General features: G+C 65.9%; 28 protein-coding genes, 2 tRNA genes and 1 pseudogene. 18 read left to right on the top strand and 13 right to left on the bottom strand.

Features of this window, described 5'->3' with window-relative positions:
• Positions 1 to 38: 38 nt before the first annotated feature.
• Positions 39 to 275: a hypothetical protein gene (locus tag G9465_RS10265; RefSeq protein WP_166966294.1), complete on the bottom strand. Its 237-nt coding sequence runs from the start codon at positions 273 to 275 to the stop codon at positions 39 to 41.
• Positions 272 to 772 carry a macro domain-containing protein gene (locus tag G9465_RS10260; RefSeq protein ID WP_166969612.1) on the bottom strand — a complete coding sequence of 167 codons (501 nt, stop codon included), beginning with the start codon at positions 770 to 772 and terminating at the stop codon, positions 272 to 274. Before G9465_RS10260 ends, G9465_RS10265 begins: the two co-directional genes overlap by 4 nt.
• 93 nt (positions 773 to 865) lie before the next feature.
• On the opposite strand from G9465_RS10260, the pseudogene G9465_RS26270 reads away from it, so the two are divergent.
• From G9465_RS26270 to G9465_RS10235, 6 genes and pseudogenes are all read left to right on the top strand, one after another.
• Positions 866 to 1,551, top strand: a pseudogene (locus tag G9465_RS26270) (YqjF family protein).
• A 43-nt stretch (positions 1,552 to 1,594) separates the two neighbouring features.
• Positions 1,595 to 2,290 (top strand): DUF2071 domain-containing protein, encoded by a 696-nt coding sequence (locus tag G9465_RS10250; protein ID WP_166969610.1) that lies wholly within the window; start codon positions 1,595 to 1,597, stop codon positions 2,288 to 2,290.
• Positions 2,291 to 2,324: 34 nt separating this feature from the next.
• Positions 2,325 to 2,456 carry a hypothetical protein gene (locus tag G9465_RS26065; protein ID WP_255491930.1) on the top strand — a complete coding sequence of 44 codons (132 nt, stop codon included), beginning with the start codon at positions 2,325 to 2,327 and terminating at the stop codon, positions 2,454 to 2,456.
• A gap of 71 nt (positions 2,457 to 2,527) precedes the next feature.
• Positions 2,528 to 3,895, top strand: coding sequence for a response regulator (locus G9465_RS10245; RefSeq protein ID WP_166969608.1), 1,368 nt, complete (start codon positions 2,528 to 2,530; stop codon positions 3,893 to 3,895).
• A 36-nt stretch (positions 3,896 to 3,931) separates the two neighbouring features.
• On the top strand, positions 3,932 to 4,723 hold the full coding sequence (locus G9465_RS10240; RefSeq protein ID WP_166973004.1) for an HAD-IIA family hydrolase: 792 nt from the start codon (positions 3,932 to 3,934) through the stop codon (positions 4,721 to 4,723).
• 65 nt (positions 4,724 to 4,788) lie between these two features.
• Positions 4,789 to 5,382, top strand: a complete 594-nt coding sequence (locus G9465_RS10235; protein WP_166969606.1) for a DJ-1/PfpI family protein — start codon at positions 4,789 to 4,791, stop codon at positions 5,380 to 5,382.
• Positions 5,383 to 5,611: 229 nt separating this feature from the next.
• On the opposite strand, the gene G9465_RS10230 is transcribed toward G9465_RS10235, so the two are convergent.
• Positions 5,612 to 6,934, bottom strand: a complete 1,323-nt coding sequence (locus G9465_RS10230) for a sorbosone dehydrogenase family protein (RefSeq protein ID WP_166969604.1) — start codon at positions 6,932 to 6,934, stop codon at positions 5,612 to 5,614.
• A 122-nt stretch (positions 6,935 to 7,056) separates the two neighbouring features.
• On the opposite strand from G9465_RS10230, the gene G9465_RS10225 reads away from it, so the two are divergent.
• On the top strand, positions 7,057 to 7,305 hold the full coding sequence (locus G9465_RS10225) for an MTH865 family protein (protein WP_166969602.1): 249 nt from the start codon (positions 7,057 to 7,059) through the stop codon (positions 7,303 to 7,305).
• Here G9465_RS10225 and G9465_RS10220 read toward each other — a convergent pair.
• A complete protein-coding gene (locus G9465_RS10220; protein WP_166969600.1) occupies positions 7,302 to 7,802 on the bottom strand; it encodes a metal-dependent hydrolase in 501 nt (166 codons plus the stop codon). The genes G9465_RS10225 and G9465_RS10220 overlap by 4 nt on opposite strands.
• Before the next feature lie 86 nt (positions 7,803 to 7,888).
• Between G9465_RS10220 and G9465_RS10215 the strand changes: the two genes are divergently transcribed.
• From G9465_RS10215 to G9465_RS10190, 6 genes are all read left to right on the top strand, one after another.
• A complete protein-coding gene (locus G9465_RS10215; protein ID WP_166969598.1) occupies positions 7,889 to 8,044 on the top strand; it encodes a hypothetical protein in 156 nt (51 codons plus the stop codon).
• A gap of 63 nt (positions 8,045 to 8,107) precedes the next feature.
• Positions 8,108 to 8,800 (top strand): metal-dependent transcriptional regulator, encoded by a 693-nt coding sequence (locus G9465_RS10210; protein WP_166969596.1) that lies wholly within the window; start codon positions 8,108 to 8,110, stop codon positions 8,798 to 8,800.
• On the top strand, positions 8,797 to 9,504 hold the full coding sequence (locus G9465_RS10205) for a TMEM165/GDT1 family protein (protein WP_166969594.1): 708 nt from the start codon (positions 8,797 to 8,799) through the stop codon (positions 9,502 to 9,504). Before G9465_RS10210 ends, G9465_RS10205 begins: the two co-directional genes overlap by 4 nt.
• Before the next feature lie 41 nt (positions 9,505 to 9,545).
• The gene (locus G9465_RS10200; protein WP_166969592.1) at positions 9,546 to 10,136 is read left to right on the top strand and encodes an AsnC family transcriptional regulator; all 591 of its coding nucleotides are present in this window, start codon (positions 9,546 to 9,548) and stop codon (positions 10,134 to 10,136) included.
• Between the two features lie 132 nt (positions 10,137 to 10,268).
• Positions 10,269 to 12,905 carry a heavy metal translocating P-type ATPase gene (locus G9465_RS10195; protein ID WP_166969590.1) on the top strand — a complete coding sequence of 879 codons (2,637 nt, stop codon included), beginning with the start codon at positions 10,269 to 10,271 and terminating at the stop codon, positions 12,903 to 12,905.
• A 48-nt stretch (positions 12,906 to 12,953) separates the two neighbouring features.
• On the top strand, positions 12,954 to 14,675 hold the full coding sequence (locus G9465_RS10190) for an AarF/ABC1/UbiB kinase family protein (RefSeq protein ID WP_166969588.1): 1,722 nt from the start codon (positions 12,954 to 12,956) through the stop codon (positions 14,673 to 14,675).
• Here G9465_RS10190 and G9465_RS10185 read toward each other — a convergent pair whose 3' ends face one another.
• Positions 14,676 to 16,202, bottom strand: a complete 1,527-nt coding sequence (locus G9465_RS10185; RefSeq protein WP_166973002.1) for a cryptochrome/photolyase family protein — start codon at positions 16,200 to 16,202, stop codon at positions 14,676 to 14,678. It abuts the gene before it with no gap.
• Between the two features lie 259 nt (positions 16,203 to 16,461).
• On the opposite strand from G9465_RS10185, the gene G9465_RS10180 reads away from it, so the two are divergent.
• Entirely contained in the window at positions 16,462 to 17,007 is a 546-nt protein-coding gene (locus G9465_RS10180; RefSeq protein WP_166969586.1) for a halocyanin domain-containing protein, read from the top strand.
• Positions 17,008 to 17,032: 25 nt separating this feature from the next.
• On the opposite strand, the gene G9465_RS10175 is transcribed toward G9465_RS10180, so the two are convergent.
• Positions 17,033 to 17,335 carry a hypothetical protein gene (locus G9465_RS10175; protein ID WP_166969584.1) on the bottom strand — a complete coding sequence of 101 codons (303 nt, stop codon included), beginning with the start codon at positions 17,333 to 17,335 and terminating at the stop codon, positions 17,033 to 17,035.
• Positions 17,332 to 17,694, bottom strand: a complete 363-nt coding sequence (locus G9465_RS10170) for a helix-turn-helix domain-containing protein (protein ID WP_227015522.1) — start codon at positions 17,692 to 17,694, stop codon at positions 17,332 to 17,334. The genes G9465_RS10175 and G9465_RS10170 overlap by 4 nt, the downstream gene beginning before the upstream one ends.
• A 229-nt stretch (positions 17,695 to 17,923) precedes the next feature.
• Here G9465_RS10170 and G9465_RS10165 point away from each other — a divergent pair, with 229 nt between their 5' ends.
• The gene (locus G9465_RS10165; RefSeq protein WP_166969580.1) at positions 17,924 to 18,805 is read left to right on the top strand and encodes a halocyanin domain-containing protein; all 882 of its coding nucleotides are present in this window, start codon (positions 17,924 to 17,926) and stop codon (positions 18,803 to 18,805) included.
• A gap of 179 nt (positions 18,806 to 18,984) precedes the next feature.
• On the opposite strand, the gene G9465_RS10160 is transcribed toward G9465_RS10165, so the two are convergent.
• From G9465_RS10160 to G9465_RS10150, 3 genes are all read right to left on the bottom strand, one after another.
• Positions 18,985 to 19,058 (bottom strand) — tRNA-Arg (locus G9465_RS10160).
• A 66-nt stretch (positions 19,059 to 19,124) separates the two neighbouring features.
• On the bottom strand, positions 19,125 to 19,373 hold the full coding sequence (locus G9465_RS10155; RefSeq protein WP_166973000.1) for a twin-arginine translocase TatA/TatE family subunit: 249 nt from the start codon (positions 19,371 to 19,373) through the stop codon (positions 19,125 to 19,127).
• A 181-nt stretch (positions 19,374 to 19,554) separates the two neighbouring features.
• The gene (locus tag G9465_RS10150; RefSeq protein WP_166969578.1) at positions 19,555 to 19,791 is read right to left on the bottom strand and encodes a hypothetical protein; all 237 of its coding nucleotides are present in this window, start codon (positions 19,789 to 19,791) and stop codon (positions 19,555 to 19,557) included.
• 137 nt (positions 19,792 to 19,928) lie between these two features.
• Here G9465_RS10150 and G9465_RS10145 point away from each other — a divergent pair, with 137 nt between their 5' ends.
• Genes G9465_RS10145 through G9465_RS10135 form a run of 3 tightly spaced genes read left to right on the top strand, consistent with a single transcriptional unit; the run spans position 19,929 to position 21,731 of the window.
• Positions 19,929 to 20,402, top strand: coding sequence for a redoxin domain-containing protein (locus tag G9465_RS10145; RefSeq protein ID WP_166969576.1), 474 nt, complete (start codon positions 19,929 to 19,931; stop codon positions 20,400 to 20,402).
• Positions 20,403 to 20,448: 46 nt separating this feature from the next.
• Complete coding sequence (locus tag G9465_RS10140; protein WP_166969574.1) at positions 20,449 to 21,261, top strand: HD domain-containing protein; 813 nt, start codon at positions 20,449 to 20,451, stop codon at positions 21,259 to 21,261.
• Positions 21,262 to 21,317: 56 nt separating this feature from the next.
• Positions 21,318 to 21,731, top strand: a complete 414-nt coding sequence (locus G9465_RS10135; RefSeq protein ID WP_227015520.1) for a hypothetical protein — start codon at positions 21,318 to 21,320, stop codon at positions 21,729 to 21,731.
• A 58-nt stretch (positions 21,732 to 21,789) separates the two neighbouring features.
• On the opposite strand, the gene G9465_RS10130 is transcribed toward G9465_RS10135, so the two are convergent.
• The 3 genes from G9465_RS10130 to G9465_RS10120 form a co-directional block, all read right to left on the bottom strand.
• Entirely contained in the window at positions 21,790 to 22,293 is a 504-nt protein-coding gene (locus G9465_RS10130) for a hypothetical protein (RefSeq protein WP_166969572.1), read from the bottom strand.
• Between the two features lie 402 nt (positions 22,294 to 22,695).
• Positions 22,696 to 22,766, bottom strand: a tRNA-Gly gene (locus G9465_RS10125).
• A 103-nt stretch (positions 22,767 to 22,869) separates the two neighbouring features.
• The gene (locus G9465_RS10120) at positions 22,870 to 23,529 is read right to left on the bottom strand and encodes a class I SAM-dependent methyltransferase (RefSeq protein WP_166969570.1); all 660 of its coding nucleotides are present in this window, start codon (positions 23,527 to 23,529) and stop codon (positions 22,870 to 22,872) included.
• Between the last annotated feature and the right edge of the window lie 274 nt (positions 23,530 to 23,803).

Raw genomic sequence — 23,803 nt, 5'->3', positions numbered from 1 at the left:
AGAGCCCTCGAACATGAGTGGGCGATACCCGCGACCGCTCACGGCACCCGCCCGCCGACAGTCCCGGACTCGCCGCTGTCGGACTGCTCGTGGGTATGGTGGAAAAAGCGGATGAGCGGCGTCCCCTCGTCGTCGCTGACCGGCTGGAAGCAGGCCCGCCGGAACCGCTCGTCGTCACGGAGTTTTACCATCAGTCCCTCCTCGTGGAGCGACATCGACTCGAAGTCCGCGCCACAGATGGGGCAGATGACCGGCCCGTCGGCGGCGTCGCTCACGCCTGCACCTCGTCGGCGACCCGCTGCATCGTCTCGAACCCCTCGTCGTCGTAGGCGATGAGGAACACGTCGGTCAGCGACTCGGGGTCGAACGCCGCTATCTCCTCGCAGATGATGCGGACGCCGTCCTCGAAGTCGTAGCCGGCGATGCCACACCCGATGGCCGGCAGGACCACGGACTCGCAGTTCAGCGCGTCGGCCTCCGCCAGCGCGTTCCGGGTGGCATCGCGGATGCTCTCGCCCGTCGACTCCCCGCCGGGCGGCATCGCTGCGGCGTGAATGACGTACTCGGCGTCTAAGTCGTAGGCGTCAGTCGTGGCGACGCCGCCGAGTTCCACGGGTCCCTTCGCGACGGCTTCGTCGTCGATGCCGGACCCAGCGGCGCGTTTGAGCGCGCCGGCGACGCCAGACCCCATCCGGAGACTCGTGTTCGCAGCGTTGACCAGTGCGTCCGCGGACTGGGCGGCGATGTCGCCCTGGATGACCTCGAATTCCATGCGAGAGGGTGGGACCGTCACCCTCAAAGAACTACGGGGGCATGCGATAGCGTCTCACGCCAGCCCGAAAGCCGTCCAGCCCCTATGCCGAGTATGGACCTCCTCAGGATGGACTGGCGGGACGTGGGGTTCGTCCACTGGTCGGTCGACCCGGGGACGGTGGCGGCGACGCTCCCCGATGGATTGACCGTCGACACCTACGATGGACGGGCGTGGCTGGGCGTCGTCCCGTTCGAGATGGCCGATATCCGGCCGCGGGGCAGTCCCATCGGCCGCTCGTTCGGGGAGTTGAACCTCCGGACGTACGTCACCGACGGCGAGACGCCGGGGGTGTACTTCTACAATCTGGACGCCGACGACAGACTGAGCGTCGGCATCGCCCGGCGGTTCTTCGAGTTGCCGTACTACCGCGCGTCGATGGAGATAGCCCGCCGGGCCGACGGCGAGGTGCGGTTCCGGAGTCGACGGACCGACGCCAGAGCGCCGTCGGCGAACTTCGACGCCACCTACGGCCCGCGGTGGGGCAGAGCCCACCCACCGGAACCGGGAGTCTGGAGGCGTTTCTCGTCTCCCGCTATCGGTTCTACGTCGCTGACGGCGACGGACGCATCTACTACGCCGACATCGACCACGATCCGTGGCCCTTGCAGGACGGCACCGCCGAACTCCGACGCAACGACCTGTTCGCGGCCAACGGGTTCGAGACGCCCGCTGGCGACCCCGTCGTCTACTACAGCCCCGGCATCCCGGTGACCGCGGGACGACTCCACCGCCGGTAGCGCCAGCGCTACACTGATTGTCCCACCGGCCCCACTGTGACATGTGTTCTCGGTTCGCCCGCTCACGGTGGTGCTCGCCGACGTCTGTTTCTGTCACTGGCCGGTCGACGCCGACGCCCTCTCGCGGTCGGTACCCGACTGGCTCACCGTCGAGACGGCCGACGGCGACGCGTGGGTGACGGCCGTCGCACACACGGTTAGCGGCGTCTCGTCGTTCGGCGTCGACCTGACCGGTCCCGTGGCGGCCGTCACCGTGCGGACCTACGTGCGCGGCCCGGACGGCCAGCGCGGGGTGCGCTTTCTCGCCGTGTACGCCGACGACGCGCTGACCGCGGCAGTCACGGAGCCAGCACTCCGCCTGCCCTACCGCGAGGGTCGACTCGGCCGACGAACGGACGACGGCGAGTACCGAACGCGGCGGACGCTCGACGTGGACGGGCGCCGCGTCCTCGACGTTCGCTACACGCCGGGCGACGGCGAGACGACCACCGCACCCCCGGACTCGCTCACCGCCTTCCTCGTCGAACGGCACCGCTACTTCACGACTGGCGGGTTCGGGACCCACCTCGTCGGCAACGTCGGCCACGACCCGTGGCCGCTGGGCACCGTCGACGCCGACGTTTCGGAGACACTCCTACCGACACTCGGTCTGCCGGACCACGACGGGTCACCGCTCGTCCACTACAGCCCCGGCACCGAACTCGGCCTCTCGCCGCCGCGGCCCCTGTGGCTGGACTGACCACGTGGCTTTAGAACTTGCCGCGCGTGGACAGTTGTATACCGTGACAGCCCTCGACAGGGCCAGCAGGTGGACCGGCGTCGGCTATCTCGCCGTCGCGGCGCTCTGGTTCCCCGTGGGCCACCGCGCCGGGCCGCGGTGGGAACGCCGACTCCGCACCGCGTGAGCGGGTTACCGACGTTCCCTCTAATTATAAGTGCCAGACCCTCTCGATAGAGACGTACGGATAGAGCCACGATGGCAAGGGGAGATATCAGGGCACTCGTCGTCGACGACAGCGAGTTCTTCGCCCGGATGACGGCCGAGACACTGACCGAAGAACACGACATCGAGGCCGTCGCCGTCAACGGGGGGGATGCGGCGCTAGATGCGATGGCAGACAACCACTTCGACTGTATCGTCAGCGACTACGAGATGCCGGATATGGACGGGTTAGAGCTGTTGGCGACGGTTCGAGAGTCGAACCCGACGCTGCCGTTCATCCTCCTCACCGGACGGGGCGACGAGGAGACGGCGAGCGAGGCTATCGCGGCGGGCGTCGCCGACTACCTCCTCAAACTGGAAGTCGTCGAGGACAAGCAGTACGGTCGACTGGCCAACCGCATCGAGAGCGTCGTCGAGCAGGAGCGGACGCGCAAGAAGTTCGAGTCCCTCGTCGAGAACTCGCCGGACGGCATCGCACAGGTGACCGGCGACGGTGTGTTGCTATCGGTGAACCCGGTGATGGCCGACCGACTGGGCGCGCCGGCGGACGAACTCGTCGGCGAACGCCTCACCGACGTGATGGACACCGAGGCGGCCCGGCGGCGCATCGCGTCGGTCCGCAGTGCGCTCGATAGCGGTGCGACCGAGAAGCAAGAGGACGCTATCGACGGTCGCCATTACCAGACGCAGTTCGTCCCCGTCGAGAGCCACCTCGACGGGCACACCGTCCAACTGGTCTCCCGCGACGTCACCGACCGCGTCGAGCGCGAACGGGAACTAAAGCGACAGAACGAGCGGCTAGAGGAGTTCGCGAGCGTCGTCAGCCACGACCTGCGGAACCCGCTCAACGTCGCACAGAGCGCCATCGAACTGCTCGACGTCTCCGACGAATCCGCCGACCTCGTAGCGAAAGCCGAGCGCTCGCTGGACCGCATGAGCGAGATAATCGAGGACGTGTTGACCCTCGCCCGGGAGGGGCGTACCGTGGACGACCCCGAAGCCGTCAGCATCGAGACGCTCGCCACCGACGCGTGGGCGTGGGTCGAGACGGGCGAGTCTGCCCTCGTGGTCGAGGACGACGTCGAGATAGTCGCCGACGCCACTCGGGTACAGGACCTCTTTGCGAACCTGTTTCGCAACGCCGTCGAACACAACGAAGCGCCCGTGACCGTCGAAGTCGGCGTCGGCGACGACGGGTTCTACGTGGCCGACGACGGGGTGGGCGTCGACGGCGACGCCGACGTCTTCGAGATGGGTCACTCCTCGACCAACGAGGGCACCGGTATCGGTCTGGCCATCGTCTCGCAGGTGGCACAGGCCCACGGGTGGAGCGTCGGCCTGACCGAGAGCGCCGACGGCGGCGCCCGGTTCGCCGTCCGCGGCGTCGAGACGACTGCCTGAGACGGGTTTTTCATGCCTGACTCCCTAGTCGGGTCGATGACAGTTCGGGGCGTTATCGTAGATTTGGATGGGACCGTCTATCACGGCGACCGCCTGTTGCCCGGCGCTGCCGCCGCCATCGACCGGGTTCGCGAGCGCGGATTGTCGCTGTGCTTTTTCTCGAACAATCCGCTGTACGACGGCACGGAGTACGTCGAGCGACTGGCCACGATGGGTGTCGACGTCCGGCCCGGCGAGGCCTGCTCGTCGGCCGTGGTCACCCGGGAGTACCTCGACGCGAACCACGCGGGCGACGGCGTCTTCGTCGTCGGAGCGCCCTCGCTCCGTGACCGGGTCCGAACGACGCGTGCGAAACTCGTCTCGGACCCACGCGCCGCCGACGCACTGCTCGCGTCGTGGACCGACGAGTTCCACTACCGCGACATGGTCGATGCCCTCCGAGCGCTCGACGACGAGACGGTGTTTCTCGGCACCGACCCGGACCGGACGTTCCCCGACGAGGACGGCAACCCGACGCCGGGGTCGGGCGCGATAATTCGAGCAATCAGCGGCGTCGTCGAACGGGACCCAGACCTCGTCCTCGGAAAGCCCTCCGACGTGGCCGTCGAGGCGGCCCTCGAACGGGTCGGCTGTTCGGCCGAGGAGTGTCTGGTCGTCGGCGACAGACTCGATACGGACGTCGCCATGGGCGAACGCGCGGGGATGCAGACCGTCCTCGTCAGGTCGGGCGTCAGCGACGACGCCGACGTCGAACGGAGCGAAGTGACGCCGGACCACGTCGTCGACTCGCTGGCGGACGTCGACGGCGTCCTCGATGCTATCCGCTGAGCCTTCGTGTAACCTCACCTACGACTTTATGACGCACGCGGTCGTACCGTCGGCCGGTGCTACCGATGAGCAAAGACATCCTGATGATAGTCGGTGACTTCGGCGAAGACTACGAGATAATGGTGCCGTATCAGACACTCCAGACCGTGGGCCACAGCGTCGACGCCGTCTGTCCGGACAAGGAATCGGGCGACACCATCAAGACGGCCATCCACGACTTCCGGGGCGACCAGACGTACATGGAGTCGCGGGGGCACAACTTCGAACTGAACGCGACGATGGCCGACGTAACCCCGAGCGACTACGACGCTCTCGTCGTCCCCGGCGGACGGGCACCGGAGTACCTCCGGACCTACGACGAGGTTATCGAGGCGGTCCAGCACTTCTTCGAGGCCGACAAACCGGTCGCGGCGCTCTGTCACGGCCCGCAGATACTCGCCGCCGCCGGGGTCCTCGACGGCTACGAGATGACGGCGTATCCGGCCTGCCGGGCCGAGTGTGAGGCCGCCGGGTGTTCGTGGGTCGACGGCGTCACCCGCGACCGGAACCTCGTCACCGGGCAGGCGTGGCCCGACCACCCCGAGTGGTTGAGCGAGTTCATGACCGTGCTCGGCGACGAGGTCAGTCACGGCGACGCGGCCGTGGCCGCCGACGACTGACCGACCGTTCGGGAATGGTTAGCAGGACAATATTTGTATAGCACACCATCCAACGATAGAGTGCAATGGTCGCAAACACCGCACTTCTCGGCCTGTTCGTGCTGGCCGGGGTTGCCCTCCCAGCGATACTCTACCTCCTGCTCGGAGGGGGCCGAGGACGGCGAATCGAGGCGAACCGATAGCGGTCCGACGTGGCGGGCCGAAGCCAGTGTGACGAGACGGCCCTTCCTCAATCTGTGGCCGGCCGAAGACGGTGGACGGCCCCGGTCTCGCCGGAGACGCCTTGTTTGTCCGTGGTACAGACGAGTAGTTCGCCGGCCGTCGCCCGGCCGAACGAGAGGACGTTCGACCCGAGTCCCTCGCCCTCGACCGGGACTGCCGTGACCGGCCAGCGGTCGTCGCCGCGGTCCGTCGCGACGAACAGATTGCCTCGGGCCCGCCAGTCGGCGAACACGTACCGCCCTTGCAGGGCCGGAATGTCCGCCCCGTCGTAGAGGTACCCCCCGATGACCGAGATGCCGGAGACGTCACCGCCCTCGTGCGGGTACTGGACGATAGGGTCCCGAAGGGGGGCACCGTCGGGCGTCTCCGTCGGGCAGTCGTCGACCCGGAAGCAGTTGGCACCTTCCCGGACGTTCCACCCGTAGTTGCCGCCGCGTTCGACGACGCTGACCTCCTCCCACTTCGACTGGCCGACGTCCGCGACGAAGAAGCGTCCGTCCGGCCCGAAGGAGAACCGCCACGGGTTCCGGAACCCCCACGCGAACTGTTCGGGTAAGCCGTCCTTATCGACCAGCGGATTCCCGGACGGAATGGCGTAGGGTCGACCGTCCTCACCCTCGCTATCCACGTCGATGCGGAGGATACTGCCCAACAGGTTCTCGGTGACGTCCTGTCCGTTGCCCCCGTCGACGGCGTCGTACCAGTCCTCGACGTGCCCCGGTCCCTGATCGTTCCCGGCCCCGCCGTCGCCGACGGCGACGTAGAGGTAGCCGTCCGGCCCGAAGGTGACGGCTCCCGCGTTGTGGTTGCTCTGCGGTTCCGGAATCTCCAGTATCGTCCGTTCGCTGTCGGGGTCGATGGTGCCGGACGACACGTCGAACTCCGAGAGGACGAACGTATGAGAGTAGTTCTCTGGCGTCGCCTCGCGCCGCGGAGCGCTGTAGCGGACGTACGCTCGACCGGTCCCGTCGTAGGAAGGGTGGAAGGCCAGTCCCAGCAATCCGCGTTCGTCGTACCCACTCACGTCCACCATTCGGTCGGTGACGTCGAGTGCGACCCGCGGGTCTGGGTCGGTGCCGTCGGCGACGTACACCTGTCCCGTCTGGTCGGCGACCCAGTACTCCTCGGCCCGCGGTACGACCACGTCGAGCGGTGAGGTGAATCCCGTCGCCACAGGCTCGGCTCCGAGTTCGAGCGAGTCGAGCGAGGGGTCACTGGTCGCCGACTCCGTCGCCTGTCCGCTCCCGGCACCGCCGTCTACACACCCGGAGAGCGCCGTGAGTGCGATACCGCTCGCTTTGAGGAAGCGCCGCCGCGTCGAATCGTCCATACTGTGTTGGCGGGTGCCACACGCAAGAATATTCGCCGGCAACGGATAAACTCAGAACAGCGGGGAAGTGTATCGATGTCGAACCCTTTATGAAACGGCTCACGCTATGGTCAAGACGAATCATGGTTGACAAAGCGGACCTCCGCGACCAGTTCACCGAGGCGTTCGAAGACGCAGACTACCCGATTGCCAGCCCGATGGACCTCGTCCCGGCCCTGCCGAACGGTCCGTCCACGAAGTTCGAGTCCGGCGACTTTTCGATGAGTGCGATGGAACTCAACACCAAACTCGACGGGGAGTTCCCCTACGAGAGCGTCGACGACTTCGTCGACGACGTGATGGATTCCCTCGAAGACCAAGACCTCATCTAAACCGTCAGCAGCGACGGGCGAGCGACGGCGACGACGAACGCTACGGCGAACACGCCCAGTGCGAGGAGGAGGTAGTTCGCTAGCGTGTTGTCCGCCCGAGTCAGCCCCAGCGTGTAATTCTTCCCCGAGAGTGGCCAGAACGGCGCGATGCCGGCCGGCGTGACGACGTCCGCGAGCAGGTGTGAGACGATACCGGTCAGGCCGACGACGACACCGAACGCCGCCAATCGCGTCGCCGTTCCGACGCCGTTCGCGGACCCGACCAGCCACCCGGCGCCGCCGAGCGCGAGGCCCACGACGGCGGCGAACAGCAACGTGTGGGTCACCCCGCGGTGGCTGACGAACGGCACGCGTTGGTCGTAGTCCGGGACGGGCGCGAGAGCGAGCGAGAGCGCCCCGCCGGCGACGGCGAGGCCCGGCGCGTCGACGAGGAGGAGTGCGAGGCCGAGCGGCGCGTACACGAGCAAGGCGGCACCGTAGTGGCCCGGTCGATACATGGCTGGCTCTCTGGGTCTCCAGTGGCTTGTAGCTGGCGTGTCCCAGTATCCTTGCGGTTTATGTGGGGCGCTGCCAAAGGCCGCGTATGTTCGTGACGCCGGGACTGGACCTGCTCATCGAGACGTTCGGCCCCTTCCTCATCCCGGCGACGCTGTTCGTCCTCGGCGCCATCGGCTATCTCTTCCTGTGGCTGCTGACTCGGTCACGACGCGAGACGTACATGGCCGACGACGACGAGTGAGAGCGGTGAGCGCAACAGTTTAGCACCGCCACGCTTTTGCATTAGACTCGTCTAATCTTCCCCATGCTGAGTGCGAAGATGGAAGACTACCTCAAGGCGATATATCGGCTCGAACGAGAGGGCGAGCCGCCGGTCGCCACGTCGACCATCGCCGAGACGCTGGACGTGACGCCGCCGACAGCGACGAGCATGGTAGAAAAACTCGAAGACCGTGAACTCGTCGAGCGGGAGAAGTACAAGGGTGTCACGCTCACTCCCGAGGGCGAGACAGTCGCACTGGAGGTCATCCGCCACCATCGCCTGTTGGAGACGTTCCTCACCGAGGAACTGGGCTACGACTGGTCGGAGGTCCACGAGGAGGCCGAGATCCTCGAACACCACATCAGCGAGGAGTTCGAGCGCCGCGTCGCCGCTGCGCTGGACGAACCGACCGTCGATCCGCACGGCGACCCGATTCCCAACGACGAACTCGAACCTATTGACGACCACTCGGCGTCGGCACTCGCAGACCACGGCGAGGGCGCACGGCTGGAGGTCGCCCGCGTCCGTGACCGCGATTCCGACGAACTGACGTATCTCGACGAGGCCGGCATCACGCCCGGGACCGACCTCGTCGTCGAGGAGGTCGCACCAATCGGGATGGTGACGGTCCGTCTCGACAGCGGTGAGAGCGTCGCGCTCCCGGACCACATCGCAGACGCGATTCAGGTCCGGACTCCCGACGACTCCGTCGCTGACGAGGTGAGCAAGGTGTGAGCGAGGCGACGTGGCTGACCGTCGTCTTCGTCGCCGCCGGGGCCCAACTTGCGGTTCTCCCCGGCGAGAAAGTGCAGTTCATCATCGCCGGCCTGTCGACCCGCTTCAGTCCGTACATGGTCGTCGCGGCCGCCGGCACGGCCTTTGCTGGCTGGACCGCGGTCGAAATCTGGCTCGGGCAGACGGTGACGACCATGCTCCCCGGCGCCTACTTAGACGCCATGACGGCGGTCCTGTTCCTCGCCTTCGCCGTATTGTTGGTCAGAACCGCTCCGGCGTCGGACGCCCCCGAGCGAGAACCGGCCAACGGCGTCCTGACCGATGGGGGCGAACTCGACGTGCGCGTTCCGGTCGCCGACTGGAAGGTGCCGAACAAGATGGGCGGGTTCCTCCCAATCTTCGCGATGATGGCCTTCGGCGAGTTCGGCGATAAGACCCAACTCGTCACCATCTCGTTGGCCGCCCAGTACGCCGCCTTCCCGACCGCTATCTGGACCGGCGAGATGCTCGCCATCATCCCCGTCAGTATCGCCAACGCCCTGTTCTTCTACCGCTTCTCCCACACGTTCGACGTGCGGAAGGCCCACTTCGCCGGGGCGGCGCTGTTCCTCTTCTTCGCCGGGGACTTCGCCGTGAACGTCCTCTTTGGCGTCTCGGTCTGGGAGACGCTCGTCGGCGCGGTATCGGGCGTGCTCCCGCTCTGACCGACGGGGACACTCATTAGGCAGGCCCGACGAATTCGGGTATGCGCGGACTCGACGACACCGACCGTGACATCGTCAGACTCCTGCTCGAAGACGCACGGCGCCCGTTCAGCGACATCGCCGAGTCGGTCGGCCTCTCGGCACCGGCCGTCTCGGACCGGGTCGACCGCCTCCAAGAGATGGGCATCGTCCGCGGGTTCACGCTCGACCTCGACCGCTCGCTGCTCCGCGCTGGCGTCCCCGTCCTCGTCGAAATCGACGCCGAACCGGGCCGTGCGGCCGCGGTTCGAGACGGACTGGCCGGCGCGGACGCAGTCGAGCACGTGTTTCGGACTGCTGATAGCAGAGTGACGGTGACGGCGACGGTTCCGCGGGCCGAAGTCAGCGACCTGCTCGACGCCCACGTCGACCTGAACGACGTCGACAGCTACGAGGTGCGACTCGTCGCCGACAGCGAGTGGACGCCGGGGCTGGGCACCGCCGAGTTCGCGCCGGAGTGCGCCGAGTGTGGCAACACCGTCGACGAGGAGGGCGAGAGCACTGTCCTCGACGGCGACAGCTACTACTTCTGCTGTGGGTCCTGCGAGTCGCGGTTCGTCGAGCAGTACGAGTCACTCAAAGAGGGAGCGTAAGTTCGTACACGAGGGTACCATTTGTGAAGGTAAGAACCCGTTTTCAGCTTTGGATCGAAATTTCGTAGGTGTATTCGGATTTGTTTTACAAGGACAAACCGCATCAACGAGTATCCCGTACTACTAGGCGAGATGACCGAACGGACAGTCCGCCTCGAACTGACGGGGATGAGTTGTGCGAACTGCTCGGCGACCATCGAGGAGCGTGTCGCCGAGTTAGACGGCGTCGAGTCCGTCGACGCGAACTACGCCACCGACGAGGGGAGCGTCACCTACGACCCCGACGTGGTGTCGCTGGGCGACGTGGTGGCGGCCGTCGAGGACGCGGGCTACGGCGTCGTCACGGAGACGGTGAGCGTCGCCATCACCGACATGTCGTGTGCGAACTGCGCCGAGACGAACGCCGAGGCGCTGGAACGCACCGAGGGCGTCGTCGCCGCCGACGTGAACTACGCCACCGACGAGGCGCAGGTGACCTATCTCCCGTCGGCGGCGTCGCTGTCGGACCTCTACGACGCCATCGAGTCGGCGGGGTACACGCCGGTTCGAGAGGACGAGACGAGCGGCGAGGGTAGCGACGGCGGCGGCGGCGGGGGCGAACAGTCCTCGACGGACCGCCGCGACGCCGCCCGCGACGCCGAGGTGAAAAAGCAACTCCGACTGACGCTGTTCGGCGCGGCCCTCTCGCTTCCGCTCCTCGTCTTCATGGCCGACCACCTGCTCTCGCTGGGACTGTTCGAGTCGACGTTGTTCGGGGTTCCGCTGGGCTGGGTGCAGTTCGCGCTCGCGACGCCCGTCCAGATAGCGCTCGGCAAGCCGTTCTACGAGAACGCGTACAAGGCGCTCGTCCGGAACAAGCGGGCCAACATGGACGTCCTCATCGCACTCGGCTCCTCGACGGCGTACGGCTACTCCGTCGTCGCCCTGCTGGACCTCATCGCCAGCACCGGCCTGTACTTCGACACGGCGGCGTTCATCCTCGTGTTCATCACGCTGGGGAACTACCTCGAAGCCCGCTCGAAGAGTCAGGCCGGCGCGGCCATCCGTCAACTGCTGGAGATGGAGGCGGACACGGCCACCGTCGTCCGCGAGGACGGCTCCGAGGAGGAGATTCCGCTGGACGAGGTCGAGGTCGGCGACCGCCTGAAGGTCCGCCCGGGCGAGAAGATACCGACGGACGGCGTCGTCGTCGACGGTGACTCCGCCGTCGACGAGTCGATGGTTACCGGCGAGTCCGTCCCCGTCGAGAAGGGCGAGGGCGACGAGGTCATCGGCGCGACGGTGAACCAGAACGGCGTCCTCGAAGTCGAGGCGACGAAGGTCGGGTCCGAGACGGCGCTCCAGCAGATCGTCGAGCGCGTCAAACAGGCCCAGTCCCGCCAGCCGGAGATTCAGAACGTCGCCGACCGCATCTCGGCGTACTTCGTGCCGGCGGTCATCGCCAACGCGCTGCTGTGGGCGGCGGTCTGGACCGTTGCGCCCGACGCGCTGGCGAGTTTCGTGAGCGGGTTGCCGGTGTGGGGACTGGCGGCCGGCGGTCCCGCCACCGTGGGCGTCACCGAATTCGCCGTCGTCGTCTTCGCGTCGGCGGTCCTCATCGCCTGCCCCTGTGCGCTGGGACTGGCGACGCCCGCCGCGACGATGGTCGGGACCACCATCGGCGCCCGCAACGGCGTCCTGTTCAAGGGCGGCGACGTGCTGGAACAGGTCCGCGACATCGACACCGTCGTCTTCGACAAGACGGGGACGCTGACCGAGGGCGAGATGGAACTGACCGACGTGGAAGTAGTCGAAGCGGCCGCGGACGGTGGCGAGCAGACTGCCGCCGACGGGGGCGAACTCCGTGAGGCCCCCGAACTCACCGAGGAGTACGTCCTCGAACTGGCCGCCAGCGCCGAGAGCGGGAGCGAACACCCCCTCGCACGGGCCATCGTCGAAGGTGCTCGGGAACGCGGTATCGACGTCCCGGACGCCGAGAGCTTCGAGAACGTCCCGGGTCACGGCGTGCGGGCGACGACGCCCCACGGCGAGGTGCTGGTCGGCAACCGGAAACTGCTCGAAGACAACGGTGTGGACACCTCGCCCGCCGAGGAGCAGATGGACGCCCTCGAACGCGAGGGGAAGACGGCTATGTTGGTCGCTGTGGACGACACGGACTCGGGATTCCGCCTCGCTGGCGTCGTCGCCGACGCGGACACCGTCAAGGAGAGCGCCGCCGACGCCGTTTCCGGCCTCCGCGAACGCGGGACCGACGTCTGGATGATTACGGGTGACAACGAGCGCACCGCTCGCGCCGTCGCCGAAGAGGTCGGCATCGACCCCGAGAACGTCCGCGCCGAGGTGTTACCAGAGGACAAGGCCGAAGCCGTCGAGGACATCCAGTCTGGCGGGAAGCGGGCGATGATGGTCGGCGACGGCGTCAACGACGCCCCGGCGCTCGCGACGGCCACGGTCGGGTGTGCGATCGGCTCTGGCACCGACGTGGCCATCGAAGCGGCCGACGTGACCCTGCTCCGTGATGACCCCGCGGACGTGCTGAAGGCCATCCGCATCTCCGAGGCGACGCTCCAGAAGATCAAGCAGAACCTCTTCTGGGCACTGGGGTACAACACCGTGATGATTCCGCTGGCCTCGCTGGGCCTGCTCCAACCGGCGCTCGCGGCGGCGGCGATGGCCGCCTCCTCGGTGTCGGTGCTGGCCAACAGCCTCGCGTTCAGGCGCTACACCCCTGACGACGACTACGAACTGCTGGGCTTCCTCCGGCCCTGACCGGGGGTTCCAGTACACTAATCTGGCACGAGACCCGAGTGGAGGCCAGTGAGCGATTCACAGCGCGTCGACCGGTCGGGAGCGGACAAACGGCCGACGGGACTGGGCGTCCGTCTGCGGGCGCTGTGGCGCGCCCTCGTCGTCGGCTGGCAGTTCGTCCCCTTCGTCCTCGCGTGGGCCCGCGACCGAAAACGGTTCCTGTTGTTCGGCCGCTCGCGCTCGGTCTCCAGCGACGACCGGACTCGGCGGGCGCGAAAACTGAAACAGACGTTCGTGGACCTCGGGCCGGCGTTCATCAAACTCGGACAGATGCTCTCGACGCGGCCCGACGCACTGCCGGCCGAGTACATCGAGGTGCTCTCGGAACTACAGGACAAAGTGCCGCCGGACCCGTGGGCCGACATCGAACCGCTGCTCGAACGGGAACTCGACGGCGCCGTCGACGACCGGTTCGCGGCGTTCGACACCTCGCCCATCAGCGGCGCGTCGCTCGGACAGGTGTACGAGGCAGAACTCGACGGCCAGCGAGTCGCCGTGAAGGTGTTGCGGCCCGGCATCCGCGAGCGCGTCGAGTCGGACCTGCGTGTGCTGGCCGCGCTGACGCCGATTTTGACCTCGGGGGCGGACCCCGGACAGGCGTTCACGCTGGAGAACCTCACAGCGGAGTTCTCGGCGACCATCCGCCGCGAGATGGACTACGCACACGAGGCCCGGATGCTCCGGGAGATCGGCGCCAGTTTCGCCCACGACGAGGGCGTCGCCATCCCGGACGTGATAGAGAGCCACACGACGGACCGCGTGGTGACGATGGAGTACGTCGACGGGGTGAAAATAGACGACGTGGCACGGATCGACGAGCTGGGTATCGACCGGGCTGACCTCGTCCAGCGCCTCGAAGAGGTGTACATCCAGATGATCGTCGAGGACGGGCGCTTCCACGCCGACCCGCACCCCGGCAATCTGGCGGTCCAACCCGACGGGACCCTCGTCTTCTATGACTTCGGGATGACGGGGCGACTCGGGTCACAGACGCGCGACCAGTTGATGGAGTTCTACGTCGGACTGGCGACGGACGACGTCGACCGGGTGATGGACGCGTTCGTGGCGATGGGGGCGCTCGACCCGATGGCCGACCGCGAGGTGATGCGCGAAGCGTTCGAGATCGTCATCGAGCAGTTCCGCGGCGAGGACATCAGCGAGTACCGAATCGAACAGCTCGTCGGCCAGTTCGAAGAACAACTGTACGAGTTCCCGATGCGACTCCCGCAGGACCTCGCGCTGGTCGTCCGCGTGACGACTGTACTCGAAGGCGTCTGTCGCACGCTGGACCCCGACTTCGACTTCATCGAGATAATCACCGAGTACGTGATGGAACAGGGTGCGGCCGACGCTGGCAAAGCCATCCGCGAGGAGGTGCAAGCGACGGTGAGTCGGGCGGGCCGGTCGCTCGTGACGACGGCCCCGAAGGCGGAGGCGGCGCTTGACACGGCGAGCCGTGGCGAGTTGGTGCTGGAGACGATACTGAAAGACAGCGACGGCCTCGCCCGGCAGATGGCCAGACGGCTCTTGCTCGGGATGGTCGCCGCCGCCGGCATCCCGGTGGCGGCGTTCTTCTACGTCGATGCGACGCTCCCCTCCACCGCGCTCGCGCTCGGCGGATCGGCCGCCACGCTCGGGCTACTGGCGTGGTCGTTCCGCCGACAGCGGCGGCCCGCGTTCACGACGCCGCAGTTCACGCGCCACGAGATGCGACGGCGGCGCGAGGAGTAATCAGAGGTCGCCCGAGCGGGCCAGCCGTCGAATCTCGTCGGCCCGCGCTCGTATCTCGGTCCACTCCTCCTCGTCCGTGTTGTCGACGTGGGTGTACAGCAGTCCCATCCGGTGGTTCGAGCGCAGCGCGTCCTCGTTCCGATCCAGAAAGTCCCAGTAGAGCGCGTTGAACGGACACGCACCCTCGCCGATGGTCTTCGTCTCGTCGTACGGACACCCCGAGCAGTAGTCGCTCATCTCGTCGAGGTAGTTCGCCGAGGCGGCGTACGGTTTCGTCGCGAAGACGCCCGCCCCGTAGAGGCCCATCTCGACGACGTTTGGCGTCGTCACCCAGTGGAAGGCATCGACGTAGCCAGCGTGGAACCAGCGGTTCAGTTGCGCCGGTTCCACGCCGTAGATGAGCCCGAAATTGGCGAGAACCATCAGGCGCTCGATGTGGTGGGAGTACCCCCGCGCCCGGACGCCATCGACCACGTCAGAGAGGCAGGCCATGTCTGTCTCGCCCGTCCAGTAGAACTCGGGCACGTCCTCTGTCGCGCCGAGTTGGTTCGCGTCGGCCAGCGCGGGCATCTCCCGACGGTAGACGTGCCGGAGAAACTCCCGCCAACCGAGGACCTGTCGCACGAACCCCTCGACGCTGTTGAGTGGAGCCTCGCCGCCCTCGTAGGCGGCTATCGCTCGCTCGACTACCTCGTCTGGAAGGAGCAGGCCGAGGTTCAGCGACGTCGACAGGAGACTGTGGCTCATGGCCCACTCGTCGCCGCGCATCGCGTCCTGATACGGCCCGAAGTCGGTGAGGCGGTGGGTGACGAAGTGGTCCAGCGCACGAACCGCCTGCCGTCGGGTCACCGGCCAGCAGAACGGGTCCGGGTCGGCCCAGTCGCCGCCGTACGGCGGGTCGTCGTAGCTACCGTCGAACGTCTCTCGGACCCACTCGGCGACGGCCTCGGTGGTCTCGTCTCGTTCGAAGGCGGGTGGGTCCGCCGGGGTCCAGTCGTCAGGCGGTGTCTCGCGGTTCTGGTCGTCGTAGTTCCACTCGCCGCCGACCGGGTCGCCGTCGTCCATCAGGTACCCCGTCGACCGGCGCATGAACCGGTAGAAGTCCTCGTGACGGTAGCGGCCGTCACTGGCCCACGCGTCGAACTGGCCGGGTGAGCAGAGAAACCGCTCGTCCGGGACGAACTCGACGGCGCCGCCCGCGTCGGCGACGATGCGCTCGATGCGCTCGCGTGCGCCGGGCGCCTGCGGCATCGTGGTCACCAGCGTGTCGTCCGGACGGGCCTCGAAGTGGGCGGTGAGTCCTTCCTCGAACGTGTCTACCTGTCGGTAGTCGACGGTCCGTCCCTCGGCGCGGAGGTCGTCTCTGAAGTGCCGCAACGCGGCGAACACCAGCGTCAATTTGTGTGGGTGATACGGCAGTTTTCGAGCGAACGACTCGGCTTCGACGAGGAGGACACGCTCGTCCGGTCGACGCGCCAGCGGCCCCCGCCGCCGAACCAGATGGTCGGCTCTGAGCCAGACCGTCACGACAGACACCTCACTCGCATATCGGGACACACGACAGCCACCGGAATGAACCCCCGTCCAAACTGTGTAGGTATCGAGTACTTGGTCCCGAGACCACCGATACGCAGAAGGGTCAAAGTTCTGTAACGAACTCGTTCGGCGCGGCAGTTTTATCTACCACCGAAACTGCCGAATTTCAGACTCTCGGACCCTCATGATTGTCTATTCTGTTGTCGTCGAAGCGACTACCTTTAGTGTCTGGAACTCGAAATTCGGGCGCATGACAGACCACCTCGATCGGCGGACGTTCATCCAGAGCACCGCGGCCGTGTCGGGCGCCGGACTCCTTGCTGGCTGTGGCGGGTCCGGCGGCGACAGCGGTGGGTCGGATGGCGAGTCCGGCGGCGACAGCGGTGGCACCGAGACGGCCGACAGTACGCCGACGGGCACCGAAGGCGAGAGCGGCGGTGACGTCCCGTCCGACGTGAGCGACTACCTCTCCGACGTCGGGAACTTCGACGGTACCGTCGCGGACGAGACCGGGACCGGGAACGTCGAAGTGACAGTCGGCGCCGAGGGCAACGGCGGCGCCTACGCCTTCGCCCCTGCGGCGGTCCGCATCGACGCCGGAACGGACGTCAACTGGTCCTGGACCGGCGAGGGTGGCTCCCACAACGTCGTCCACGAGGAAGGCGAGTTCGAGAGCGACCTCGTCGCCGAGTCCGGCAACGACTTCCAGCACACCTTCGAGTCCGCTGGCGTCTATCTCTACTACTGTCAGCCACACAAGAGCCTCGGCATGAAGGGCGCCATTATCGTCGAGTAACGGTTTCCGACTCGGTTCTCCGTTTTCACCGACCGCCCAGTGACGACCGCCCCGCGACGTACAGCGAGTACGCGACGACGGCGAACCCCACCATCGTCAGCGCGTTCTCGAACACCAGCGCCGTCTGGGTATCGAAGCCAAAGACCTGATCGGCCACGCCGGCCAGCAACGACCCGGACGTGACCGTCCCGAACCCGACGGCGAGATACGTCAGCCCCCGCGACCGGGATTTCACCGCCGCCTTGGCGGCGAAGTAGGTGATGAGACCGCCCAGTAGCAGCGTGACTGTCTTGAACCCGAGAACGACGAGTGGTATCTGTCCGTTCATAGTTCCTCACTGACGCGGGACCAGAGGCGTGCTAACCGCTCGTCCGGCGTCTCGCGGTCCCGCAAGACGTCGACGTCGAACGAGTCTCTCCCGTCGAGGGCGACGAACACGCCGGTACAGTCCCGGACGTACGTCGTCTCGTGGTGGCCGTCGGACCGGATGTCCGTCTCCTCGGAAACGAGTGCGGCGTCGCTCAACTGTTCGAGCTTTCGGTACGTACTCGTCAGTGGGAGTTCACAGGCGTCGGCCACTCGTTTCGCGGGGAGCGGTTCGTCGAGCGTCGCGAGGATGTCGCGACAGTCCGGGTCGGCCAACGCCTCGAACGTGGCCTGCTGGTCGGGCGGGTCGTCTCCTGACACGGGGGGACCTCCTGTGGGCGACAGTGGGGCGGGTGGAGTGGCACGCTCGGTTTCGTGACGGCGACTAGCGGTGGCTTTCCCACGGAGCGGCATTCAACGTGACGGTCGGGTCGGCGGTGCCCGTCCGGTCGGTGATAAACGACCATCAGATAAAGGGTGCCCGTTGATTTCCAGATTCTGGAAAGCACGCCCACGGTTTTCGGGTCGCCCTCGCGTAGCGGGACACGCAATGGAACGGCCCTCCACCCGCAGACGGTTCCTCGCGAGTACAGCACTGACCGGACTCGCCGCGACCGCCGGTTGTCTCTCGACCGGTGAGACGACACAGGCCGTCGGAGACGCGTCCGACGGTACAGCCACCGCGTCGACCGAGACAGCCGAACTGACGTCCCCTGACTCCCTCGAAGAGTGGCTCGCGGACGCCAACGGCTACGACGGCGAACCCCGAACGTTCGGACGGGGGTCCCGGCCGACGATCTCCGTCGGTCACGAGACGGACCGTGGCTGGGCGTTCGACCCACCGGTCATCGAAGTGACGCCGATGACCTTCGTCCGGTGGGACTGGACCGGTCACGGCGGCCAGCACAACGTCGTCGCCCTCGACGGGACGTTCGACAGCGGCCGCACGAACGCCCAGTCGGGCACTGGCTACCACTTCATCTTCGAGGAGACGGGCGAGTACCCCTTCGTCTGTGAACCCCACAGCGAAGCAGGGATGAAAGGCGCCGTCATCGTCCGCGAGGTGCCGACGACGGGCTACGAGACGGTCGACGAGTGGGTAGCCGAGGCCGGCAACTTCGAGGGGACCGTCGCCGACCGTACCGGCAGTGACACCGCCGCGGTCACCGTCGGTGCCGAGGGCAACGGCGGCGCCTTCGCGTTCGACCCGCCCGTCGTGCGAATCGACGCCGGGTCGACCGTCCGCTGGAAGTGGACCGGGGACGGCGGCGCTCACAACGTGGTGTTCGAGAACACCGACGTCAGTTCCGGCGACGTGGCGAGCGAACCCGGCACGACGTTCGAACACACGTTCGACGACCCGGGACAGTATCTCTACGCCTGTCTGCCGCACAAGGCACTCGGGATGCGGGGCGCTGTCGTCGTCGAGTAAACGACCACGCCACGGTACCGTCCCATACTTCGCCTCTCCGAGTCCGCGTCCCTCGCGTCCAGTCGTCGCAGAACCAGAATGGCGGGATTCGAACCCGAGGCACCCGCTCACTCCGTTCTCGTTTGCGTGATTCGAATCCTGCCATGCCGGTTCGCTCGTCGCCTCCGCTCCTCTCAGAACGGGCGTGGCGGGATTCGAACCCGCGCTCTAGGGGTTAGGAACCCCTCGCCCTCGTCCACTAGGCCACACGCCCTGCCCGGACGGTGGTGTGACTGCTGGAAAACGATTTCGTTCGGACGAAAGAGGAGAAATCCGGGGATTAGTTGTTCGACTCGGTCGCCGTCTCCTCGGTACTCGAGGTGTCCGTGCTGGCGTCGGCCGTCTCGCCAGCGCTGGTGTCAGTACCGCCCTGTTTCATCTCTTCGAGTTCCTGTTCGACCTCTGTCCGCCCTTTTTGGAACTCACCCATCGCCTCACCGGTCGAGCGTGCGAGTTTCGGAATCTTGTTCGCCCCGAAGAGGAGGACGGCGATGAGGAGGATGACCATCATCTCCGTCGTGCCCGGCATCCCCGGGAACAGTGGTACGAATGTCCCTGACATTGTAACCGAAGTTTACGTGGTTGCTATTATAGTCTTTTTGCTCATCGTCGGCGCGTGATACCGCGTTATAGGCCTTTTCACGCTTCGAGCATGGAATTCACTCCGACGCGGACAGCGACTGGATAGCAGGTGAGTTCGAAACAGGGACCTACTGCCGGGCTAAGCGTGCCGTAACGTCGTCTACCCACTCGGGGACGGCGACATCGGCGAGGGTGCCGTCGCGCCACGTCGTCACGACGTCTGTCTCGCCGTCGCGAGTCAGGTCGATACGCCACTTCCGGCCGTCCTCGGCGGTGATGTCGAAGCGAGCGCCGCCGGAGGACAGCGACTCGACGTGTTCGACAGTCACTTCCATTCCCGTATAGACCTCCATCGTGTCGGGCATGTCCGGGGAGACGGGTCCCGGGGTGTTAAAATGAACCGTCGAACTGGTCGGATAGATGTCTGATAGTCGCTAGTAGAGGCATCAGGGACGGCAGAACGGTCACAAGGGATTTCAGACAGGAGGCGAAAGCCACGGCCATGCTTACAGTCGGTGACGAGGCGCCCGATTTCACCGCACCGCTCGCCAACGGTGGCATCGGCGAACTGTCGCTGTCAGATGCCGTCGTCGACGGCCCTGTCGTCCTCGCGTTCTTTCCCGGCGCGTTCACGAGCGTCTGTGGCGACGAACTGGAAGTGTTCGACGAGCGTCGGGACGAACTGGTCGACGCGAGCGCGACGGTCTACGGCGTCAGCATCGACACGCCGTTCGCACAGAACGCCTTCCGCGACCAACTCGGCCTCGGTTTCGCTCTCGTCAGCGACAACGAGCGAGCGATAATCGACGCGTACGACGTCTCGATGGACTTCGAGGGACTCGGCGTCTACGACCTGGCGAAACGCTCCGTGTTCGTCGTCGACGACGAGCGACGGATAACCTACGCGTGGGCGACGGACGACCCCGGAGTCGAACCGAACTACGACGACGTCCTCGATGCGGTGCGGGCGACCTGACCGAACGGGGGCGGCCTTTTTCTCGCTGGCACGCTTTGTCGTATCTATGAGCGAGACAGAGAGTGCTGCCGCCGGGCGTATCTACGACCCCAGCCGGGACCACGCGTTTCCGGACGAACGGGTCAACGCCGTCCTCGAACTGTTGGCGAGCGACGACGAGGTACAGGCGTACCTCCACGCCCAAAACGTCAACCCGGTCATGCGAAAGCGGTACAACGACCACGGAAAGAAACACATCGACATCGTCCGCAACCGGGCGCTGTGTCTCTACGACCTGCTCAAACAGGGTGGTGTCGAGTTCAACGGTGCCGACGACCACGACCTAGACGAGGCCGACGAGGCCGTCATCATCGCCTTCGCCGCGACGCTTCACGACATCGGACACGTCGTCCACCGCGACGAACACCCGTACTACTCGATACCGCTCGCCGCGGACCTGTTGGACAGACTGCTAGCGGAGTTCTACGACGTGAACGAACTGGTTCGGGTGAAAGGCGAAGTGCTCCATGCCATTCTCTGTCACCACACCGAGGAGATCCCGCTGACGCTGGAAGCCGGCGTCGTCAGAGTCGCCGACGCGCTGGACATGGAGCGTGGTCGCTCGCGCATCCCCTACGAACGGGGCGGCCGCGGCATCAACACCGTCTCCAGTCAGGCTATCGAGACGGTGACACTCAGCAGCGGCGAGGACTACCCCGTGCTGGTCGAAATCGAGATGAACAACGCAGCGGGTGTCTATCAGGTCGACAACCTCCTGAAGGCGAAGTTGAACGACTCCGGCCTCGAAGAACACATCCGCATCGTCGCGTTGAACTCCCGCGAGGACGGCAACCAGATCGTCGAACGCATCGAGCTCTGAGACGCAAACCTGTATCTGACACAACCGTTTTGTAGCCCGCCGCCGTACCTCTGTGTATGAGTCTCACACCCATGGACGAGCCAAAGGGTGACCACACCGGTGCGCTCCCAGAGGTGGAGGACGACCCCGGCCTCGTCCAGCGGTTTCGGCTTCGGGCCCGTGGGTTCCTCCGCAGTCTCCCGGGTGGGAACCGACTTCTCTCGTGGGGCGACGACCGCGGCGGTGACCGTCCACAGTCTCGGGTCCACATCGACGGCCTCGCCGACCGGGCCGTAGAGCCACCCGAGTGTCCCCGTATCGGCGATCTGCCACGGCGCGACCGCCCGTTTACCTACCCTACTCGCAACCACAGCGAACGGAACCGGGTCGACCTCGTCTGCGTCGAGATGGACGACAGACTGACAGTTTCGCTGCCGGAGAACCCCGACGCAACGCTGACCTCCGACACCTGGGAGCGCGTCGAACCGTAACCGTCGCTCGCTCGTTTCTCACGTCTAGATCGGTGCGTCGAGCGACGGGCAGACCGGCTTACTCGAAGAACAGTTCGGTGCCCGGCACCGCGACGGCGTCGGCCGGTAGGTCGGTGACCCAACCCGTACGGACCGCGTCGCCGTCCGAACTCCGTGTCCCGACCGTCGACGCACCGAAAACGACGAAGTAACGCTCTGCCGTCCGATCGCTGTCGGCGCTCCGCACTTCGACGTGCCAGACGCCTTCGACGGCGGTGAGTTCGACGGCGTACCCAGCGTTCGTCTCGACCCACTTTCGAGCGGTCGCCGCGAAGTCCTCGTTCGGGCCGACGCTCGCCGACGGAATCTTCCAGTCACACGTCTCGGTGACCTGCATCACCAGCGTCTCGCCGTCGCCGTTGCGGACCCCGACTGGCGCCATGTCGTCCATCTTCTCGAGTTGGTCGACCGTGGCTGCGTCGACGGTATCCGTCTCCTCGTGGAACGTGACGTCGTCGCGGTCGCGTAGCGATTCGGCGTCGTAAATCGGGCCGGTCGTGGGCGCTGAGTCGGATGCAGTCATAACTGGATACTGTGGGTGGCGTCCTACCGGTGGTCGACAGCGGCCACGTGGTCCGTCGTCACCGCTGTGCGAACCGACCAACGACACCCGCTACTGTTGGAAAGTCGAACCGATAAAAGAAACTGTCGGTTTAATTGCGTCTATTTCTTCGCGTAATAATTCGGCCAGTGAGGTAATAAAACTTGCACCAGTATGCCGACATCCCATCGACGGTGGCCGGATGGGGCCGAGACAGTCCGGTGTCGGTACGCAGAGGGCAGTCAGAAAGAACGCAGCGGCCGGGATTTGAACCCTCCAAGTCGCAGTGCGCGTAGTGAACGAAGTGAGCGAGCACAACCGTCTTGGTCCGGTTCAAATCCCTCAATTCCGTATTTCTGACTCACGGTTTGTTTGTCGGAAAAGTGCGGCGGCCGGGATTTGAACCCGGGCCATGAGCTTGGAAGGCTCAGGTCCTACCACTAGACCACCGCCGCTCACTTCGGTCGCGTCGTCGTTCGCAAACCCCGCTGATTTGTTCACCACCGCCGCACGTACTACGGCACTGGTGCGCGAACGTATGCACTGATAGAGGGAAGGTCAATAAGGAACTTTCCTTTCTGGTTCGACCACGGCGTAGCAGTTCCCGCTCGATAGCTCCATCGAGCGGCGGGTCAGGCCGCTTGCGGCGACGTCGCGTTCGAACTCCGCCGGCGCGTAGATGTGATAGAAGCGTGGCACCGTCTCCCCGCCGGGGAGCGTCCAGTCGACTGTCGTGTCGAACCCCGTCTCGGCGTCGGCGGGCGCGTCGAAGCGGTCGTGGGCGGTGCTCCACGCGCTGACGAGCGCTCGGCCGTCCGGGCGGAGGACGCGGGCGAGTTCGTCGAGACTGGCACGGCGGTCGGCGGCCGTCGGGAGGTGATGCAGCGTCGCGACGTAGATGGCGAGGTCCACGCTGTCGGCACGGAGCGGGAGTCGCGTGGCGTCGCCCTGCAACAGGGAGACGCGAGGTCCGATACGGTCCCGTGCTTCACAGAGCAGCGTCCGGCTGGCGTCGAGGCCGAGGACCCGGTCGGCGACGTCGGCCAGTAGTTCTGCGTGCCGGCCGTTGCCACACCCTACGTCGAGCGCCGTCCCGACCCCGTCGGCGTCGTCGACGAACGACTCGACCTCCGGCCACGCGAACTCGCGAGTCTTCGAGAAGTGGTCGCCGATTCGCTCGTACGTTCGGCGAACGCCCACGCGGGAACGGTCGTCCATATGCAAGCCAGTGTGAACGACGGCTTACCCGTTTCGACCGCGCACCGCCTGTACAGCACATTTATTGTCCTGCTTACATAAATGTCCGTCCAAGAGGGATTGGATTTTGCCGAATATTCTGGACGGATGCTGACCTTATACTCATTATACTGTGCACTATATTGGACGTACGGTGTTTTTCACCCGCCCTAATCGGTCATTGTTTAGGTAAGATTCAAATAGGAGTCTTCCAACCCACCGGGTGATGCGAAATACGTTGACAAACGGACGCAGA

Origin of the sequence: Haloarcula sp. JP-L23 (assembly GCF_011602445.1) — an archaeon.
Lineage (GTDB): Archaea > Halobacteriota > Halobacteria > Halobacteriales > Haloarculaceae > Haloarcula > Haloarcula pellucida.
The sequence above is the reverse complement of the archived record's forward strand: the minus strand, read 5'-3'. Positions and strand labels throughout refer to the sequence as shown.

Excerpts from the sequence above, each read along its gene's own strand:
- G9465_RS10195 (WP_166969590.1), top strand. The coding sequence starts at position 10,269 with ATGACCGAACGGACAGTCCGCCTCGAACTGACGGGGATGAGTTGTGCG.
- G9465_RS10245 (WP_166969608.1), top strand. The coding sequence starts at position 2,528 with ATGGCAAGGGGAGATATCAGGGCACTCGTCGTCGACGACAGCGAGTTC.
- G9465_RS10165 (WP_166969580.1), top strand. The coding sequence starts at position 17,924 with ATGGAACGGCCCTCCACCCGCAGACGGTTCCTCGCGAGTACAGCACTG.
- G9465_RS10140 (WP_166969574.1), top strand. The coding sequence starts at position 20,449 with ATGAGCGAGACAGAGAGTGCTGCCGCCGGGCGTATCTACGACCCCAGC.
- G9465_RS10210 (WP_166969596.1), top strand. The coding sequence starts at position 8,108 with ATGCTGAGTGCGAAGATGGAAGACTACCTCAAGGCGATATATCGGCTC.
- G9465_RS10155 (WP_166973000.1), bottom strand. The coding sequence starts at position 19,373 with ATGCCGGGCACGACGGAGATGATGGTCATCCTCCTCATCGCCGTCCTC.
- G9465_RS10225 (WP_166969602.1), top strand. The coding sequence starts at position 7,057 with ATGGTTGACAAAGCGGACCTCCGCGACCAGTTCACCGAGGCGTTCGAA.
- G9465_RS10180 (WP_166969586.1), top strand. The coding sequence starts at position 16,462 with ATGACAGACCACCTCGATCGGCGGACGTTCATCCAGAGCACCGCGGCC.
- G9465_RS10135 (WP_227015520.1), top strand. The coding sequence starts at position 21,318 with ATGAGTCTCACACCCATGGACGAGCCAAAGGGTGACCACACCGGTGCG.
- G9465_RS10120 (WP_166969570.1), bottom strand. The coding sequence starts at position 23,529 with ATGGACGACCGTTCCCGCGTGGGCGTTCGCCGAACGTACGAGCGAATC.
- G9465_RS10200 (WP_166969592.1), top strand. The coding sequence starts at position 9,546 with ATGCGCGGACTCGACGACACCGACCGTGACATCGTCAGACTCCTGCTC.
- G9465_RS10150 (WP_166969578.1), bottom strand. The coding sequence starts at position 19,791 with ATGCCCGACACGATGGAGGTCTATACGGGAATGGAAGTGACTGTCGAA.
- G9465_RS10235 (WP_166969606.1), top strand. The coding sequence starts at position 4,789 with ATGAGCAAAGACATCCTGATGATAGTCGGTGACTTCGGCGAAGACTAC.
- G9465_RS10215 (WP_166969598.1), top strand. The coding sequence starts at position 7,889 with ATGTTCGTGACGCCGGGACTGGACCTGCTCATCGAGACGTTCGGCCCC.
- G9465_RS10260 (WP_166969612.1), bottom strand. The coding sequence starts at position 772 with ATGGAATTCGAGGTCATCCAGGGCGACATCGCCGCCCAGTCCGCGGAC.
- G9465_RS10130 (WP_166969572.1), bottom strand. The coding sequence starts at position 22,293 with ATGACTGCATCCGACTCAGCGCCCACGACCGGCCCGATTTACGACGCC.
- G9465_RS10220 (WP_166969600.1), bottom strand. The coding sequence starts at position 7,802 with ATGTATCGACCGGGCCACTACGGTGCCGCCTTGCTCGTGTACGCGCCG.
- G9465_RS10175 (WP_166969584.1), bottom strand. The coding sequence starts at position 17,335 with ATGAACGGACAGATACCACTCGTCGTTCTCGGGTTCAAGACAGTCACG.
- G9465_RS10240 (WP_166973004.1), top strand. The coding sequence starts at position 3,932 with ATGACAGTTCGGGGCGTTATCGTAGATTTGGATGGGACCGTCTATCAC.
- G9465_RS10230 (WP_166969604.1), bottom strand. The coding sequence starts at position 6,934 with ATGGACGATTCGACGCGGCGGCGCTTCCTCAAAGCGAGCGGTATCGCA.
- G9465_RS10145 (WP_166969576.1), top strand. The coding sequence starts at position 19,929 with ATGCTTACAGTCGGTGACGAGGCGCCCGATTTCACCGCACCGCTCGCC.